16 protein-coding genes are annotated in these 17998 nt (G+C 55.9%); 8 read left to right on the top strand and 8 right to left on the bottom strand.

All coding sequences use genetic code 11. The features are described from left to right. Nucleotides 1-24 precede the first annotated feature (24 nt). Nucleotides 25-891, bottom strand: a complete 867-nt coding sequence (yghU, locus tag FOY93_RS18995) for a glutathione-dependent disulfide-bond oxidoreductase (RefSeq protein WP_115876270.1) — start codon at nt 889-891, stop codon at nt 25-27. Nucleotides 892-1136: 245 nt separating this feature from the next. On the opposite strand from yghU, the gene FOY93_RS18990 reads away from it, so the two are divergent. The 6 genes from FOY93_RS18990 (at nt 1137) to gss (ending at nt 8493) form a co-directional block, all read left to right on the top strand. Then, nucleotides 1137-2726: an ABC transporter substrate-binding protein gene (locus FOY93_RS18990; RefSeq protein ID WP_133295137.1), complete on the top strand. Its 1590-nt coding sequence runs from the start codon at nt 1137-1139 to the stop codon at nt 2724-2726. Between the two features lie 45 nt (nt 2727-2771). Further along, nucleotides 2772-3725, top strand: coding sequence for an ABC transporter permease (locus FOY93_RS18985; protein WP_133295136.1), 954 nt, complete (start codon nt 2772-2774; stop codon nt 3723-3725). A gap of 5 nt (nt 3726-3730) precedes the next feature. Beyond that, complete coding sequence (locus FOY93_RS18980; protein ID WP_115876267.1) at nt 3731-4576, top strand: ABC transporter permease; 846 nt, start codon at nt 3731-3733, stop codon at nt 4574-4576. Beyond that, complete coding sequence (locus FOY93_RS18975; protein WP_115876266.1) at nt 4569-5546, top strand: ABC transporter ATP-binding protein; 978 nt, start codon at nt 4569-4571, stop codon at nt 5544-5546. The genes FOY93_RS18980 and FOY93_RS18975 overlap by 8 nt, the downstream gene beginning before the upstream one ends. Then, nucleotides 5543-6520 (top strand): ABC transporter ATP-binding protein, encoded by a 978-nt coding sequence (locus FOY93_RS18970; protein WP_115876265.1) that lies wholly within the window; start codon nt 5543-5545, stop codon nt 6518-6520. Before FOY93_RS18975 ends, FOY93_RS18970 begins: the two co-directional genes overlap by 4 nt. A gap of 110 nt (nt 6521-6630) precedes the next feature. Then, nucleotides 6631-8493 (top strand): bifunctional glutathionylspermidine amidase/synthase, encoded by a 1863-nt coding sequence (gss, locus tag FOY93_RS18965; protein WP_143345543.1) that lies wholly within the window; start codon nt 6631-6633, stop codon nt 8491-8493. Nucleotides 8494-8545: 52 nt separating this feature from the next. Here gss and pgaD read toward each other — a convergent pair whose 3' ends face one another. The 5 genes from pgaD to FOY93_RS18940 form a co-directional block, all read right to left on the bottom strand. After that, the gene (pgaD, locus tag FOY93_RS18960; protein WP_133295134.1) at nt 8546-8977 is read right to left on the bottom strand and encodes a poly-beta-1,6-N-acetyl-D-glucosamine biosynthesis protein PgaD; all 432 of its coding nucleotides are present in this window, start codon (nt 8975-8977) and stop codon (nt 8546-8548) included. Next, a complete protein-coding gene (gene pgaC / locus FOY93_RS18955; protein ID WP_133295133.1) occupies nt 8974-10305 on the bottom strand; it encodes a poly-beta-1,6-N-acetyl-D-glucosamine synthase in 1332 nt (443 codons plus the stop codon). Before pgaC ends, pgaD begins: the two co-directional genes overlap by 4 nt. Next, complete coding sequence (gene pgaB / locus FOY93_RS18950; RefSeq protein ID WP_143345542.1) at nt 10298-12235, bottom strand: poly-beta-1,6-N-acetyl-D-glucosamine N-deacetylase PgaB; 1938 nt, start codon at nt 12233-12235, stop codon at nt 10298-10300. Before pgaB ends, pgaC begins: the two co-directional genes overlap by 8 nt. A gap of 8 nt (nt 12236-12243) precedes the next feature. After that, complete coding sequence (gene pgaA, locus FOY93_RS18945; protein ID WP_143345541.1) at nt 12244-14682, bottom strand: poly-beta-1,6 N-acetyl-D-glucosamine export porin PgaA; 2439 nt, start codon at nt 14680-14682, stop codon at nt 12244-12246. 145 nt (nt 14683-14827) lie between these two features. Then, on the bottom strand, nt 14828-15076 hold the full coding sequence (locus FOY93_RS18940) for a hypothetical protein (protein WP_143345540.1): 249 nt from the start codon (nt 15074-15076) through the stop codon (nt 14828-14830). A gap of 278 nt (nt 15077-15354) precedes the next feature. Here FOY93_RS18940 and FOY93_RS18935 point away from each other — a divergent pair, with 278 nt between their 5' ends. Both FOY93_RS18935 and FOY93_RS18930 read left to right on the top strand, forming a co-directional pair. Next, nucleotides 15355-15882: a helix-turn-helix domain-containing protein gene (locus tag FOY93_RS18935; RefSeq protein ID WP_172621941.1), complete on the top strand. Its 528-nt coding sequence runs from the start codon at nt 15355-15357 to the stop codon at nt 15880-15882. A 262-nt stretch (nt 15883-16144) separates the two neighbouring features. Further along, nucleotides 16145-16567 (top strand): DUF3450 domain-containing protein, encoded by a 423-nt coding sequence (locus FOY93_RS18930; RefSeq protein ID WP_232057357.1) that lies wholly within the window; start codon nt 16145-16147, stop codon nt 16565-16567. A gap of 274 nt (nt 16568-16841) precedes the next feature. Here the strand turns inward: FOY93_RS18930 and FOY93_RS18925 are convergent, their stop codons facing one another. Then, nucleotides 16842-17684, bottom strand: coding sequence for a DUF4942 domain-containing protein (locus FOY93_RS18925; protein WP_123060714.1), 843 nt, complete (start codon nt 17682-17684; stop codon nt 16842-16844). 81 nt (nt 17685-17765) lie between these two features. Continuing rightward, on the bottom strand, nt 17766-17969 hold the full coding sequence (locus tag FOY93_RS18920; RefSeq protein ID WP_123060713.1) for a DUF957 domain-containing protein: 204 nt from the start codon (nt 17967-17969) through the stop codon (nt 17766-17768). Nucleotides 17970-17998: the final 29 nt, after the last annotated feature.

The raw sequence follows: 17998 nt of genomic DNA, 5'->3' as shown, positions 1-17998 counted from the left end.
GGCGGGGATCCGCCCGGCAGAACATTACGCCTGACGCTTATCTTCCGTATTGGTCTCGAAGTCGCTTGCCGCATGGCGCTCGTGGAGCTGCTCGTTCAGCTCGCCGCTGGTGCGGTTAACGATACGTCCGCGCTTAACGGCATGGCGATTCGCCACGTCTTTCGCCCAGCGCTGGACGTTGGTGTACTTCTCTGCATCCAGGAACTCGGCGGCGTTGTACACGCTGCCCAGCGCCACGCAGCCGAACCACGGCCAGATTGCCATATCCGCGATGGTGTACTCCTCACCCGCCACGTAGCGACCGCGCGCCAGCTGTTTATCCAGCACGTCGAACAGGCGTTTGGCTTCCATGGTAAAGCGGTCAATTGCGTACTCAATTTTTACCGGCGCGTAGTTGTAGAAGTGGCCAAAACCGCCGCCGAGGAACGGCGCCGCGCCCTGCAGCCAGAACAGCCAGTTCAGCGTCTCGGTGCGCCCCGCCGGATCTTTCGGCAGGAAGTGGCCGAATTTCTCTGCGAGATAGAGCAGGATATTGCCGGATTCAAATACGCGGGTTGGCGGGTTCGTAGAGTGATCACGCAGCGCCGGTATTTTCGAGTTCGGGTTCACCTCAACGAAGCCGCTGGAGAACTGATCTCCCTCGCCGATGCGGATCAACCACGCGTCGTACTCCGCGCCCGTCACGCCCAGCGCCAGCAGCTCTTCGAGCATGATCGTCACTTTCTGGCCGTTCGGTGTCCCGAGAGAGTAAAGCTGCAGCGGGTGGGAGCCCACGGGCAGATCTTTCTCATGCGTTGCGCCGGAAATCGGACGGTTAATGTTGGCGAACGCGCCGCCGTTGTTCTTTTTCCATTCCCACACTTTGGGTGGCTGATACGTGTTGTCTGACATGTTGGCCTGCCTTTTGAGTGATGTGTTGAGGCAGTGTAGCAGGAGATTTGTGAACCGTTTAACGTTGTGAGCGCAAGCAATTAACCGCTATTCCTTCTGCTGCTTATATATATCAAATCCGGCATAAGCTTAATCGAAAATCGCATTTTCATAATTAATGCGTAAAACGATAAAGCTGAATATGATGCTTCAACATAAATAAAAGATGCAGTCATAAACACTTTATTAGGCAAGGAGTTAGTGAGATGCGCAAGCTTCTGTTATCGGCAGTGGTCGTTTCGCTCGCGTTAGGCCTGGCGGGCTGTGATGATGCGAAAAATAAAGAGACAAATACGGCCGCGGCGTCAAAAAGCGACGCGCCAAAAGAGGGCGGTTCGCTGATTATCGGTATTACCTCCGGCGACCCGTTAGCCGTTAATCCACTCTATGCCAGCGACCGCACAACGTTAACCATCATGCAGGCGTTGTATGCCCCGCTGTACAGCTTTAATAACGGCAAGATCGAGTGGGGCCTGGCGGAAAGCCTCACGCCCTCCGCCGACAACCTGAGCTACACCCTGACGTTAAAACCGAACCTGAAATGGCAGGACGGTCAGCCGCTGACGGCGGACGACGTGGTCTTTACGTTCAACAAGCTGCTCGATGCCAAACAGCACAGCTTCTTCCGCAGCATGTTTACCTGGGGCGATAAGCCGGTACAGGTAAGCAAGGTTGACGACCGCACCGTTAAGTTCACCTTACCGCAGGTTAGCGCGGCCTTTACCGGCACCCTGGTACAGATTTACCCGATCCCGCAGCACGTGTTCGCCGGTGAAGGCGACCTGGAAAAGAGCAGCAAAAACGATGCACCGGTCGGCTCCGGGCCGTTTAAATTTAAAGAGTACCGCGCCGGACAATATTACGCCCTGACCCGTTTTGACGATTACTGGAACGGCAAAGCGAAGCTTGATTCGGTGACCTACCGTTTCGCCAAAGACAGTAACGCCGCCAACCTGGCGCTGCAAAACGGTGAAATCAACCTCAAGATGGTTGACCCGCAGGACGTGAACCGCCTGAAAAATACCGGTAAGTTTGACTTCGTGGTCTATCCGGAAGGCCGTCTGGCCTATATGACGTTCAACCAGAACGTGCCGGTAATGAAGAGCAAAGAATTGCGTCAGGCCATTGCTTACGCCATCAACAAAGACGAGCTGACCCAGACCGCCTTTACCTCGCTGGACTACGCCAAACCCGCGACGTCCTTCCTGACGCCCGATACGCTTTACAAGACGGATGACGTCGAGCAGTACAAATTCGACGTGCAAAAAGCCAAAGAGCTGCTTAAAGCGTCCGGCGCGCCGGACAACCTCAAGCTGCGCCTGGCGTATGTGAATACCAACAAAACCCAGGAGAGCATGGCGCTCTACATTCAGCAGGCGCTGAAGGGCATTGGGGTGAACGTGGAGCTGATGCCGCTGGACTCCAACGCCATGTCCCAGCGCAGCCTCGATATGAACAACACCGCGTGGGAGCTGAACCTGGGCGGCTACATCATGGGCTCAGAGCCGGACGGCTACAAATCGCTGTTCATGAGCAACGAAGCCTATAACTACGCGCACTACAAAAATCCGCAGTTTGATGCCCTGTGGGATAAAGGCGCTGTGGAAACCGACGCCGCAAAACGTGCTGATATCTACAAGCAAATTCAGCAGACCGTGGCGAACGACATGACGTACTACCCAATCGCCTATACCAATGCGACCGTCGCGGTAGACAAGCGTTTCGGCGGTACCCAGGAAGCGGAGCCGAAACCGGTCTATCTGTTCCAGGATCTGTCAAAAATCTATCAGAAATAAGTAATTGCCCCGGCCGTCGGGTCGGGGCCTTGGTAAGGGCACGTCGTGAACACACTTCTCACGCGTCGGCTGCTGCAGCTGCTGCCGATGCTGTTCTTTATTTCGCTGGTGGCGTTTTTGCTGGTCAAACTGGCGCCCGGCGATCCGGTGGCGGCGTACATTACGCCGCGTATGGCTCCGGAAGATATCGAACGTATCCGCCAGAGCCTGGGGCTGGATAAGCCGCTGGTCACGCAGTACGTCCTGTGGCTGAAAAATGTCCTGCAGGGCGATCTCGGCTATTCGCTGATTTATCACCGCCCGGTGCTGGAGATGATCGGCGAACGCATTCCGGCCACGCTGGGGCTGATGGGCGCGTCGCTGCTGCTGGCGATCGTGCTGGCGATCCCGCTGGGCCTGCTGGCGGGGGCATTCAAGCATCGCTGGTTGGATCACCTGCTTAACCTGTTCGCCTATATCGGCATCTCGGTGCCGATTTTCTGGTTCGGCATCTTGCTCATTACGGTCTTTGCCGTGCAGCTTAGCTGGTTCCCCAGCATGGGGATGCGCACCATCGGCATGCAAGATAACGCGCTGGACGTGCTGCGTCACGGCGTACTGCCGTGTATTGCCCTCACGTTCTACAACCTCTCCAGCTATGTGCGCTACATCCGCTCCAACACCATCTCGCAGCTCTCGGCCGACTACGTGCAAACCCAGCTTGCCTACGGCGCCACGCGTTCCAGCATTCTGTTTAGGCACGTGCTGAAAAACGTGCTGCTGCCGGTGATCACCCTGTTTGGGCTGTCGTTCGGTGAGCTGATTGTGGGGGCCTACGTGACGGAAAGCGTCTTCTCCTGGCCGGGGATGGGGCTGCTCGGGATCCAGTCGATCGCCTCGCTGGACTACCCGCTGATCATGGCGATCGTCATGCTCTCGTCGATGATGCTGATCGTCGGTAACCTGATCGCCGATCTGCTTTATCGCTTCGCCGATCCACGCATTCGTACGCTGAGGTAACCCGGATGAGCAGACGCTGGCAGCAGGTTCGTCACCAGCTGCGCCGCAACCGTCCGGCGCAGTTCTCCCTGTTTGTGCTTTTTATTTTCATTGTCGCCGCGCTCTGTGCGGGGTTAAGTCCGTACGATCCGGATCGGATGGCGCTCGGCGCACGCACGTTACCGCCGGATGCCGCACACTGGTTCGGCACCGACGAGTACGGACGCGACTACTTCACCCGCGCGCTTTATGGCGGCCAGATCTCCCTGATGGTCGGTTTTCTCGCCATGCTCTTTTCCACGCTTATCGGCACGGTGGTGGGCACGGTGAGCGGCTATTTTGGCGGCTGGCTGGATAACCTGATGATGCGCGCCGTGGATATCCTGATGGCCATTCCGGCCTTCTTCCTGCTGCTGGTGGTGAATGCTTACCTCAAGCCGGGCGTGGATAACATCATTCTGATCATCAGCCTGCTGACGTGGATGAACATGTCGCGGCTGGTGCGCGCAGAAACCCTGTCGGTGAAAGAGCGCGAGTACGTGCTTTATGCCCGCGCATCGGGGGAAAACCCGCTGCGTATTATCGTGCGCCACATTATTCCCGGCGTGCTGCCGACCATTATCGTGGCCGCCACGCTCAATATCGCCTCGGCCATTCTGATGGAGTCGACGCTCAGCTTCTTAGGGCTGGGTGTGCAGGCGCCGGCGGCGTCGTGGGGAAGCATGCTCAACAACGCCCAGTCTTATATTGGCGAAGCGTCGTGGCTGGCGATGTTCCCCGGCATCCTGATCCTGCTGACGGTGTTCAGCTTTAACGTGCTCGGCGATGTCTTCCGTACCGCCTTTGAGCCGGGAGCGAATCGCGATGAGTAGCTTATTAGCGCTTGATAACCTGCAAACTACTTTCCGCACCCGCGAGGGTGAAGTTCACGCGGTGCGCGGCGTAAGCTTTCAGGTGCAGCCGGGAGAACTTGTCGGCATTGTTGGCGAGTCGGGCTGCGGAAAAAGCGTCACCTGTAAGTCGATTATCCAGCTTCTGGGGAGCAACGGACGGATCACCGGCGGCAGCATTCGCTTCCAGAATGACGATCTGGCGCAGAAAACCCCTGCGCAGATGCGCGCTATTCGCGGCAACGAGATCGCGATGATTTTTCAGGATCCGATGACCGCCCTGAACCCGGTGCTCACTATCGGCAAGCAGATGTCTGAGATCCTGGTGCGAAATAAAAAGCTGTCGAAAAAAGCGGCCAAAGCGGTGGCGATCGCCATGCTGGAACAGGTGGGGATTGCCGAGGCGGAACGGCGATACGACCAGTATCCTCACGAGTTCAGCGGTGGGATGCGCCAGCGGGTGATGATCGCCATTGCGCTCTCCTGCAACCCGAAGCTGCTTATTGCCGATGAGCCGACCACCGCGCTGGACGTCACCATTCAGGCGCAGATCCTGCGTTTGCTGAAAAGCCTGCAGCAGCAGACCCAAACCGCGATTCTGCTGATCACCCACGATCTCGGCGTGGTGGCGCAGGTCTGCAGCCGCGTAGTGGTGATGTACGGCGGGCTGGTGATGGAGGAGGGCAGCGTAGAGGACATCTTTTATCGCCCCGCGCATCCTTACACCCAGGGGCTGCTGGCCTCGCTGCCGCGCCCGGATGAGGTCAATCAGCGTCTATCGCCGATCGAAGGTTCGCCGCCCGGCCTGCTTAACCCGCCGCCGGGCTGCCCGTTCGCCGAACGCTGCCCAAAACGCATGCCCCAGTGTGAACGGCAACCCGCATTTTACACCGCCGGAGAGGGCCATCGCACCGCCTGCTGGCTATGGGCCGATAAGGAGACTCATGCATGAGTGAACAACAGGCACCATTAGTGAGCGTCCGCGATCTGCGCAAGCACTATCAGCTTAACGGCGGTCTGCTGCGTAAAGGCGCGGCCGTGAAGGCGGTTGATGGCGTGAGCTTTGATATCCAGCCCGGCGAGACGTTTGGCCTGGTGGGGGAGTCCGGCTGCGGGAAATCGACGCTCGGACGCGCCATTCTGCGCCTTTTCGATATTACCGCGGGCGAGATCCACTTCGCCGGGCAGGCGATTGCCCACGCCCGCGAAAAAGAACTCAAGCCGCTGCGCAAGCGGATGCAGGCGATTTTTCAGGATCCTTACTCCTCGCTCAACCCAGGCATGACGGTGCGACAGCTGGTGGCCGAGCCGATGCAGATCCACGGCTACAGCCGTGAAGAACAGCGGGAACGGACGGAAACGCTGCTCTACAAAGTGGGGCTGAAGCAGGAACACCTTGATCGGTTCCCGCATGAGTTTAGCGGCGGGCAGCGTCAGCGCATCAGTATTGCCCGCGCGTTGTCCGTGCGTCCCGAATTTGTGCTGTGCGATGAGCCGCTCTCGGCGCTGGACGTTTCGGTGCAGGCGCAGGTGGTGAATATTCTGCAGGATCTACAGCAGGAGCTGGGGCTAACCTATCTGTTTATCGCCCACGATCTCTCCATGGTGCGCCATATCTCCAGCCGCATTGGGGTGATGTATCTCGGTAAGCTGGTGGAGGTGGCCCCGGCGAATGAGCTGTATCAGCGTCCGGCGCACCCTTATACCCGCGCGCTGCTGGCGGCGGTTCCCCAGCCCGACCCGCGGATTCGCAACCTTGAAGACGCTACCCTGCGCGGTGAAATGCCCGGCCCTACGTCCGCGCTGCCGGGCTGTAAGTTTTGCAGCCGATGCCCGCACGCCATGCCGGTTTGCCAGACGCAGGAGCCTGCGATGCAGGAGATCGCGCCAGGGCATTTCGCGGCGTGCTGGCTGTTTAACATGTAGTTAATGCGCCGCGCAGGTGTATGATAAATGTCCCTCTGTCAGGTTAATTACAACGTGCAGACGACGACAACCCATAAAAAATTGCCGCCTGCCTGTTTTAGGTTGGATACATGCGTAAAGGAAAGTTAAGCAGTGATGCGCCATTCGGGACATTGTTAGGCTATGCGCCCGGTGGCGTGGCGATTTACTCTTCAAATTACGGCAGTCTGGACCCGCGAAAATACCCGGAAGACGCGGATTTTCGCAGCTACATCGGCAACGAATACATGGGCCACAAGTGGCAGTGCGTTGAGTTTGCCCGCCGTTTCCTGTTCCTCAACTATGGCTTTGTGTTTACCGACGTCGGTATGGCGTGGGAGATCTTCTCTCTGCGCTTTTTGCGTCAGGTGGTGAACGATAACATTCTGCCCCTTCAGGCCTTTGCCAACGGTTCAAAACGCGCCCCGCGCGCCGGAGCGCTGCTGATCTGGCAAAAGGGCGGCGAGTTTCACGAGACCGGCCACGTGGCGGTGATCACCCAGCTTCTGGACGATAGGGTGCGTATTGCGGAGCAGAACGTGATTCACTCCCCGCTGCCGCTCGGGCAGCAGTGGACGCGCGAGCTGCGCCTGAGCGTGGAGAACGGGTGTTACACCCTCCACGACACCTTCAGCGACACGGAAATTCTCGGCTGGATGATCCAGACCGAGGATACGGAACACAGCATTCCCCAGCCGGAAATCGACGGTGAACTACTGAAAATCAGCGGCGCGCGGCTGAAAAACAAACGTCAGTTCGACGGCAAGTGGCTCAACGAAAATGACGCGCTGCAGCAGGCGTATATCCGCGCCAACGGCCACGTGATCAACAAAGATCCCTGCCAGTACTTCACCATTACCGAAAGCGCCGAACAGGAGCTGATCAAGGCCACCAACGAACTGCATCTGATGTACCTGCACGCCACGGACAAGGTGCTGAAAGACGACAGCCTGCTGGCGCTTTTCGACATCCCGAAAATCCTCTGGCCGCGCCTGCGCCTCTCCTGGCAGTGGCGTCGTCACCATATGATCACCGGTCGTATGGATTTCTGCATGGATGAGCGCGGCATCAAGGTCTACGAGTACAACGCCGACTCCGCCTCCTGCCATACCGAGGGCGGGCTGATTCTCGAAGAGTGGGTGAAAAACGGCTATCGCGGCAACGGGCATAACCCGGCGGAAGGCCTGCTGGAAGAGCTGACCGGCGCCTGGAAGCACAGCCACGCGCGGCCGTTCGTCCACATCATGCAGGACAACGATGTCGAAGAGGACTATCACGCGCTCTTTATTCAGCGTTCGCTGATGCAGGCCGGGTTTGAGACCAAAATCCTCCACGGGCTGGGGGCGCTCAGCTGGGATACCGCCGGACAGCTGATTGACGACGATGGTCGCCACGTCAACTGCGTGTGGAAAACCTGGGCGTGGGAGACGGCGATAGAGCAGATCCGCGAGGTCAGCGAAACCGAATATGCCGCCGTGCCGATCCGCACCGGGCATCCTGAAGGCGAAGTGCGCCTGATTGACGTTCTGCTGCGCCCGGAGGTGCTGGTCTTTGAACCTTTGTGGACCGTTATTCCAGGCAACAAGGCGATTCTTCCGGTGCTGTGGCAACTGTTCCCCAATCACCGTTACCTGCTCGACACCGATTTTGAGGTCAACGATCTGCTGAAGCAGACCGGATACGCCGTTAAGCCGATTGCCGGACGCTGCGGCAGCAATATCGACCTGATCAGCGCCCAGGACGAGCTTCTGGATAAATCCAGCGGCAAGTTTGTCGACCGTAAAAACATCTACCAGCAGCTATGGTGCCTGCCGAAGGTCGACGGGAAGTACATTCAGGTCTGTACCTTTACCGTGGGCGGGAACTACGGTGGGACCTGTCTGCGCGGCGATGACTCGCTGGTGGTGAAGAAAGAGAGCGATATCGAGCCGCTGATCGTGGTTAAAGATAAGTAGTTCTTAGCCGCTTTAAAAAAGCCCCCGCAGGGCATCCTGCGGGGGCTTTTCGTTACTGTTCTTCCTCTTCCTGCCCGTTGATCTTCAGATCGATGATGCGGCCAATCTGGTCATGATAGACCGTCAGCAGGTTGTACTGGCTCATCTCGGAGATGATCTGCGGTGAGACATTAAAGCTGCGGGCCAGCTCCTCCTCCTGCAAATAACCCGGCTGACGCCGCCTGACGTGGGCGCGGCGGCGATTGTACTGATACCACAAAATCAGCAGCCAGCCGTTGAGCGCGGCGAACAGCAGGTAGAGCAACACCGTATTAAAGGACGCAATAATCACGCCCCAGCTTTGGTCGCTCTCCTCTGTTAGCTGCATCCAGAGCCGGGCATACAGGAAAAACAAAAAGCCTCCCCACGCCACCAGCGTTAACGCGGCATCGAAAAGACGTGGCAACAGCCGATGTTCGGTCAGAATTAAGGTATTTTCGTTCATTGAAGGCTTCCTTTTCCCCGGTCCGGACTGATCCAGCGCGCGCGGGCGCGCTGGCGTTTAAGCATGACTTTTGGAAAGGCGACGAGGGTGGTGAACAGGCCGATCATCCAGTACACCATCGGGAACCAGATCACCCAGAAAAGCGAGCTGGCCACCTTACGTTCATAGCGCCGCTCGATGAACAGGCTGACCAGGAACTGCAGGAGGCACATCACGCCCAGCAGTAGCCCGGTAAACTCCGGTGGAAAGAGGCTCTCCACTGTCAGCCTGGCAGGAACAGGGGCGATATGGCTGAGAATAAATAACAGCACCGTCATGGCGTACGCGAAGGCCCACAGCGTTGACAGGGCGTACTCGATAAAAAGGGGCCACATGCGGTGATGCTCCCAGCGCACAATCCTGCGAAGGTTGACCAGAAACACCTCCGCGCCGCCCTGGGCCCAGCGCAAACGCTGTTTCCACAGGCCCTTGAGCGTCTCCGGCATCAGGATCCAGCACAGCGCCCGCGGCTCGAAAAAGATATCCCAGTGGCGCAGCTGGAGCTTCCAGCTGATGTCGATGTCTTCGGTGATCATGTCCGGGCTCCAGTACCCGACGTCCGCCAGCGCCTGTCGACGAAAGGCGGCGATGACGCCCGAGACGGTAAAGACCCGGCCATAGATCCGCTGCGTCCGCTTGATGAGCCCGATAATCGATGAGAACTCGCCCACCTGAATGCGGCCGATCAGCGTGGAGCGCGTGCGAATACGCGGGTTCCCGGTGACCGCCCCGACGTGGGGATACTGAATCAGCGGTGCCACCAGATACGCTGCCGTATCGCGATCGAGCAGGGCGTCACCGTCAATGCAGACCAGCAGATCGCCCCGGGCCGCCGCCGCGCCGGCTTTGAGCGCCAGCGCTTTCCCCTGATTTTCCGCGAGATTAATCACCCGCAGGCGCGGCTGTTCCAGCGCCAGCGCCTGCAGCACCTGCGCCGTGTTGTCAGACGAGCCGTCGTTGATGGCGATAACTTCTATATTTTCATACCGCTGATCCAGCGCGGCGCAGATGGTCTCCCGGGCATTTCGTCCCTCGTTAAAGCAGGGGATCAGAATGGAGATGAGCGGCTCACCGGCGAGCGTCGGGGCGGGCGTGTCTTTATCCCACGACCAGTGGCGTTCAAGCTGAAACCAGAAATAGAGCCCGCCGGTTATCCAGAGCACGGACATGAACAGCGGCCAGAAGAACACAAAATCCAGAATCAGCTCGCCGGTAAAGAGGGCGGCCACGCCTAACGGCAACCCGAATACCAGACATAAAATAGAAAAGGCGATAATGCGATCAGTCATTGTCAGGGTACCAGTACGAAGAAAATACAGGCCTGATGCGTGAGATATCAGGTTGGTTGTTGATGAAATCATCGGGGTAGTAACCGTAGTTTTTGACGCCGTTCAGCTGGAGCACGCGCATCCACTGCGCAAGCTGGCTATCAGAAACGGCGCGCTGCGGTTTCTTATCCCAGTCCCTGGCCTGCAGTTCAAAAATGGTTTTATCGATCGCGCCGGGACGTGTGGCGACCGCTTTAACCAGACGCGTCAGCCAGTCATCGCTCTCGTCAGCCGAAATGGACTCCATCAGCGGCATGGCCATCGGCACCGTCCAGTCATACTCCGCCAGAAAATCGTCAAGATTCTGCGCGAACCACGCTTCGCTTTCCGGCTGAAGAATGGGTAAGGCGAACATGTTGCGCGCGGTTTTTATCTGCGGGCCACGGATATGCTTCACCGCCAGGCTCAGGGCATGGGTAAACCCAATCAGCAGCTGGCTTTTCTGACGTGTTGTGCTCTGAGCGCCATCGTCCACGTCCGTCAGCACCGCATCGTCATGGAACAAAATCCCGTTGAAGCTGGCATAGCGGGCCAGATCTTCGTAGATGTCCGTTATCTGCTGGCGCACCTGCGGGTCCCACGGGGAGAGCCGGATATAGGGCTCGGTGGCTTCGCGCAGCTGGCCGGTTTGATGATCCCGGCGCTGCACGCGCGGCAGGGCAGGATCGAGATCGAACGAGAGCACCGGCATCCACGCGAAGACTTTCACCCCCGCGCGGGTTTGCAGCTGCCAGGAGACAAAATTAAAGAGATCGGCCCGGACCGGCAGACGACGGTTGGGGAAATAGAGCGCCTTGATCCTGCCGTCGCCCTGCGGGTCGGCAAACGCCTGCAGAAAAACATGGCTGATTTTCATGTCGTAGACCCGCTGGATCAGCTTGTTGATGTTTTGGGTCTGCTGGGCCGGATCGGGATCGTAAACGTAGTCGAGATCGACGTGCATGACGCGAACGGGATCGTGCTCCTGAACCTGGCTTACCGTACTGGCAAACGCCTTGAGCGAGGGGTTTCCTGAGATCAGCAGACGAGGGATGTTCCCCAGCTCCTGCACGTTCCCCAGCCCGTCCTCAAGGGTAAAGGCCAGCTGATAACCCTGCTGTCTGGCGATCGCGAGCGACGTGCCGTTGGCGGCGCCGTAGGGCCAGACCCAGGCGCGCGGTGCCTTGCCCGTTACCTGCGTGATTTTTTCAGTCACTTTACGAACGTCATCTCCGATCCGCTGGTTGAACTGCCGATCGGTTTCATAGCGGCCCGTGGCTTTATCATAAAAGCGGTTGGCGATGGCAGGTTCGCGGCTGCCCTGCGGGTTGGCCGGAATGCCGTAATGCGAGGCCCAGGTGTGCGATCCGATCTCAATCAGCGGGGACCGGCTGAGCTCGCGCACCATGTCCCACGTCGCGAAGCGATCGCGGGGCGTCATCAAACCGCCGAAGTTAACTTTTTGATTTTCCGGCGTATCCACCCAGCTGCCCACCGGCGCCCAGAGCGCAGGGACGTTCCACGCCTGAAGCAGCGGCCAGACGCGGGTGTAAAAGCTGCTGTAGCCGTCGTCAAAGCTGAGCAGAACGGCTTTCGGCGGCAGCGTTTTTTTTGCGTCATGGGCATCCAGAATGTCCTGCACGCTGATGATGTGATAACCGTTGTGCAGCAGCCAGCTTATCTGCTCGTTTAGTGCGCTGGTACGCACGGAGAGGTAGCGCTGATCGGCGGCATCGTCTTCTACATCGTGGTAGGCCAGCACCAGAAACTGGTTCTGCGGCCAGGGTTTGCTCGCCTCCAGCTGTGGCCGCGCTTTGGGCGCAATAAATGAAAATGCCTGCGCGCAGACGCTCGCGCTGAGGCAGAGCCAGCCGAGAAGTATCAGGCTCGCGGAAAAACGTGTGTTAAGCATAATCATCCTTAAAAGCGTAAAGTCGCGTCTAACGTGACGGAGAGGTTGCTCTCGCGTTTGCCGTCGTAAGGGCGTTTATCCCAGTTCAGCATCACGCCGGTATCAATAACGTTGTTCCACTGAACGCGCTGTCCGTAACCCAGCAGGGCGATGGCGCCAGCGGACTGATTTTTCTGCCAGTAGCTGCCGCCTCCCGCCACGAACTGCTGGCTCCAGAGGGTGTCGTAATGGCGGTACATCTCATGGTCAACGGCCAGGGCCGCCGTCACGGAGAGATCCCGCGCCGGGTTGTAGTAGAGCGTGTCCCGCAGGCTATTTTTACTGGCGGCGATCCCCGGTTCGAGATCCAGCGTCAGTGACGGGGTCTGCCAGAGACGCTCCTTGCCCGTGAGGGTGTATTCCTGGCGGCGGTTATGATCCGAGAAGCGGCTGAGGGCGGCGCTGAACTGGTACTCACGACGCTCGTTTTGATACCAGCGCACGCCGCCTTCCCCCCGGTTGGCGTTGATCCCGTTGCGTAACGCCCGCAGGGGCGTGGTGCGCGACAGGCGTTCAAGGCTGCCGCTGACCTGCCAGTTATCTGTCAGAACGTACGTAGTTGAGAGTCGAGCGCCCGGCTTGTTTGCCCCGTGATAGCGGTTGCTGGAGAGTTCGGCTTCGAGCTGGAGGTTGCGTGGCCGCCATTCGACGCCGCCCAACAGGTGACGGCTGGAGCCTTTGCCTTCATCGAAATTACCTTCGGCATAGCGGGTGCCGGCAAACAGCCGCCAGCTATCCGCCACGGGTGGGCCATAGAGCGTGGCGTCCCAGTTGAGGTCGTGCGTCCCGCTGACGGGGTTATCGGAGTGCAAACCCTTGCTCGCGTTGAGGCGCAGCTCGGACATATGGTGGACGGTGCGGAGCCTGTCCAGACGCCTTGCGCTGCGATCGCGCGGCGCGCGGGCGATAACGTCGTCAGCCAGTAAATCCATCTGCCGCCATTCCTGCAGATCCATGGCGACGTAAGCCTGCTGCTGCTCAAGCTCCAGATTCGAGGGCTCCAGCGCCTCCGCCATTTTCAGCGTTTGCTCGGCCGCGCGCGGCAGGCCTCGCGTCTGAAGCAGCGTGGCGTAGTCAATCTGCAATCCCTGATTGCCCGGCGCGGTTGTCGCCAGACGTCGCGCCAGCTTTTCGGCTTCCGGCAGGGCATTCGTCGCCAGCAAATAGTTAAAACGGAGCGACTGGCCGGCAAGCCACCGATCGTTCGGCTGAGGGGTAGGGGAGCCGAAATCGTAACGGGTCCAGGGGACGTAGCGGGTCTGGCGCTCAACGTACTGGCGGGCGGCCTGATACTCTCCCGTATCCAGCCAGGCGTAGAAAAGCGCGTGTTCCTCGTCCTGCGGATCGGAAGCGTATTGCGGATAGCGCTGCAGAAGCGCGAAGGCGGCAGCGGTATTTTTCTCCTGGAGGTAGGACGAGATCGCCCAGCCGATTGCCCAGCCCGGCACCGGATGCCGGGCTGCCGTCAGATCCTGATATTCACTGATGACCCGCCGGTAATCAGCATGGGCATACAGCGCGCCGAGCCGGTCGATGCGCGCAAGGACGACGTCTTCCGCCGCCTGCGGCTCGCTTTTCCAGCGAGACAGCAGCGCGTCGTAACGATTCAGCGCAGATTGCGCAAGCTGCAGGCGCTCTTTTTCTGTTCTGCCAGGCACATCTGCAAGGCGAACGCTTTCGGCTGCGGCATTCAGCTCTAGACGACGACGCTCCGCTGGGGACAGCGCCACCTTTTTTGAACGCTGGAGAGCGGGAGTATTGACCCGGTTATCCGTTAGCGCGTCGATCAGCTCGCGAAGAAGCGCGTGATTTTCTGGCGCGATATTCAGCGCGCGCGCGTCTGCTAAAAGCCGATCCCAGCTTTTTCCCTGGCGTAACCAGACATACCCCAGCGTCTGAAGATGCGCCTGAGAGGGATCCTCCGCCACCAGCTGTCGGGCTTCCTTGAGGGCAAGCGTATCTTTACGTGCATCGGCCAGGGTTTTGATATAGCCGATACGATAATCGTCGTTATCCGGCGCAAGGCTCAGCGCTTCTTTCCAGAGCGCCAGAGCTGGCTGCCACGCTTTCTGATTTCTCCTGGCCTGTGCGACAGCCGCAACGCCACGGGCGGGCAGCGGCATATAAATGCTGTAGCGCTGCCAGACCTGAATAACCTCGTCATCATGACCTGCCCAGGCCGCCACCTGTAACCAGTCCGCAACGTGTTCAGGCGTCAGGGCATGCTGCTGCTGATAACGCTGAAGATAATCGAGAAACGACGTGTAATTACCGTTACGCGCCTGTTGAATCTGTTGCTCATAAACGGATTCCGAACCCTGAACCAGAACAGGAAAGAGTAATAACAGAAACAATAATGTTGGGGTGCGATAAAAGAATAATGTACTTAAGCGAAGCGATCTTTCCATATCTATTTGCCATTTGTTTATCATGAATCCATTGCATAACACGGCCGCCTTTTAACTCTGCGTTAAAGGCCATAAATGGGAACATTAAATCTGAATGCAGTAACGTTATGGGGTACTTACTTAAAGGTAATTATGAAACCTCATCTCAGTGGTCTTGATGGGAGGTAATGTACACCTGATATGTTGCCGGATAAATATGCTGAAAAGCTGCTGTGTAGTTTTGAGATAATTCTGTAATGAGCAGTTTTTTGTGTTTATTTTGAATTGAGTCATTAATTGTAATGCATTGAAATATAATGGTTTTATTTTTATTGTGACAGTTTTGTATATATTTTAAATGACGCATATTTTCCTCAATTAAAGTACTTTCTGGTGCATGTTTGGGAAGTTTCATGACAAAAATTCTTAATGTTTAGAGAAGTGACTTTTCTGGGGTTGTTTTTTATTTATAATTAAAGGCAGACATTGAATGATAGTCTACAGGAAGTCTTACTCATCAATGTGTGTATTGAGGGATGTCCAAAGCCAGAATACATTTATCGTTAATATAACAGCGCTATAAAACGAAGGCGGTCTTCTTTTCGCAGGATCGTTCTTGCTTTAATCTAAAAGGGATGGTTAGTGGCAACTTCAATAGTGTTAGTGACTCAGGATCGCTACCTTGTCAGGGGCATGCGGATATTTTTTCCGGATATTATCCTGCTCGATTCGATTGACAGAAACATATTTGATAACGGTGCAGATGAATATTCTGTATTGATTGATAGTCGTGCGCCGCTTCGTTTATATGATTACCTGATACGCCATCCGGCCAGAACGAGAAAAACGATTTGCTGCGTTATGCTTGATATGCGCCATCGCGAGGAGAATCTGCTCAGTATGAAGCTGTTTATGAATACGTCGCTGACGGAGCCGGACATGGCCTCGCTGTTTAATCTGGTGCTCAATATGAAGGGCAGGCGCCTGACCACGAAGTGGCTGCTGAATTTACGGCTGAGCACGCATGAAACGATCATGTTGCGGTTGCTGAGGGCAGGCATGTCAATGGAGGAGATTGCAGGCGAACTGAATACGTCAGTGAAAAGTCTCTACCGCAAACGTACGGCGCTCTCGGAACGGCTGGGGGCGGAGAACTTCAATGAGGCGTGTCTGTTTATCTTCAAAAATAAACTGCTGGGCACAGGTGGGAACGATCCCTAAAGTTGTCAGGAATTCAAAAGCAAAAAACCGCCACGAGGGCGGGTTCGTTAATAAGGTGCGTGGTAACGCGCTTTTCTCGATGCCGGCGGATGTAAGGTGGCAGAAAATGAGCGGGTGGCGGTTGGATTTTGGGGGAGAGGAAACGCGTATTATAATGAAAAACGAAAAGTATCTTCTGCTCTTTAACCCCGTTTATGAAATGCCAGAGGCTAAGCCAAGTGTTTTATCCTGAGCGGGTGATACCAGAAGGAGACTCCTGGAAGTGATTGAAAAATTTAAAAGGACGTTAGAAATGAATAAATATCTATCTGGTTTGTGTGTTTTTTCTTTTTTTTGTTTTTCTTCAATAGGTTACGCGCACTCTGCGGGTCTAAATAAAGTTCAGGTTAGTATCGAACCCAGCAACTTTAATAGTGGATATATCCCGGTAATTTATGGTGCAGATGAAATCGAGCCTTCTAATTTCAGGGGGGAGGATCTAAAGGAGATGCAGGATAGCCTGAGGAAGATGAAGTCCGACAACCGCAAAGTCGATGAGCTAACTCAGAAGGTTTTACAGCTTGAGAGAAAGAATTCTGAGCAGGAGAGTAAGATCGAGCGATTGCAAAGAAGCCTTGATGACATGAAGCGGAGCAACGACAACCTTTCAAATCAGGTCAGCAATTTATCCGGCAAAATTAAGTGATAAAAAAGAGCCACCGCCTGTATTAACTTACCGGGCTATTAGCGTAAGCGTGCCTGCATTAAAGCCACGCTTATCAGCGCCCAGAAATCGGCCGTAGCCATATAGCAAAAACCCGCCTTTTGGGCGGGTTCTTTAAATAGTGGTGCCCGGACTCGGAATCGATTTTTATTTTTAACTTTTTGAATTATAATGTTTATTTTTAATTCGCTTATTTTTGTACCCTCATTTGTACCCTCGGTCCGTTTGCATTGATTCTGGTGACTCGAATTTGGGTTCAGGTACGAGGTGGTAGGGTTGCAGGAAAATAGCTGGTAACTATTTCGTTCATCTTATCAATCAAATCAGAGCGTTTAAAGATGATATGCCCAGTGCCTTTCTGGAAGTAAAGTATCTCAACATACTCGTCTTCGTAAACGGAAACGTGCTGTTTGCGGATATGAGCATCCAGCCTGACGGAAAGATCGTTGCGATTCTCCGGAACAGGTTTACCATCCAGAAGATGCAGCATACGATCTAAATCCGCTAACTGCTCACGTCTGCGCCCATGACGAAAGTGAAATCCCCAACGATCATATTGTACCAGACCATCAACGATGATCTTCTTCCCGAACTTGCAGGGGCTGTTGCTCTTGTAATCCCAGCTTAGTCCTTTAAACACGTTAATGATTCCCCGCTGGAACACCTCCGCTTTACTCTGATGTGGCTGCTCAAAGGTACTGAGAATATTCTCTTCACTGACAGCGGGAATATCGTCCTTTTCCAGACTGTTGTACCACTCGTCGCGTGCCTGTGCGTCCATGAGCGCCAGCATTCCCGACTTATTCATCAGGTCTTTCCAGATGCTGCGATCGATATTTTGGGTGATGGCTTTTATCGCTGTTTCTGGTTTATCCATCAACCAGCAGTCGTAACGGTATTGTCGTACTCCCCATTCATTCGATTTACCTCCGCCGACACTGCTTGTCAGGGCAGAGATATTGTCAAGCTGCTGTATCAACGTTTCAATCTCCGCCAGTGCGGCATTATGTCCGGTAACAATGCGCTCAATACTGGTGGAGCAAATCACGTCGGTATGGTCGGTTAGTACTTCGGGGTCGGTGAGAGTCAGTTGTGACATCATTTCTGTCCTCTATATAAAAGCAAAGCGCCAGTCGGTGAGGACTGGCGCTTATCTGCGTGTGATAAGTCTGGCTCGGGGCTAATCTGTTCTGGCCTGTTGCAGAAGCTGCAGATGGCGGAGATCGCGAACGTCCTGTAATGCCTGTTCAATCCAGGGCAACAGGGCTGCTGAGTCAATGTTGTCTTTGTCGTTATCGAAGATAATCTCGCTGCCACAATCAATATTGTCCTGCAGCCAGCCAGTCAGAATGTTGAGAGCGACCTCAGTGGTTAATTCTGGCATTAGAACTCCTTGTTGTGATTGATGTTGAG

The organism is Enterobacter sp. 18A13 (assembly GCF_007035975.1).
In the GTDB taxonomy this organism is placed as follows: domain Bacteria; phylum Pseudomonadota; class Gammaproteobacteria; order Enterobacterales; family Enterobacteriaceae; genus Enterobacter; species Enterobacter vonholyi.
The sequence above is the reverse complement of the archived record's forward strand: the minus strand, read 5'-3'. Positions and strand labels throughout refer to the sequence as shown.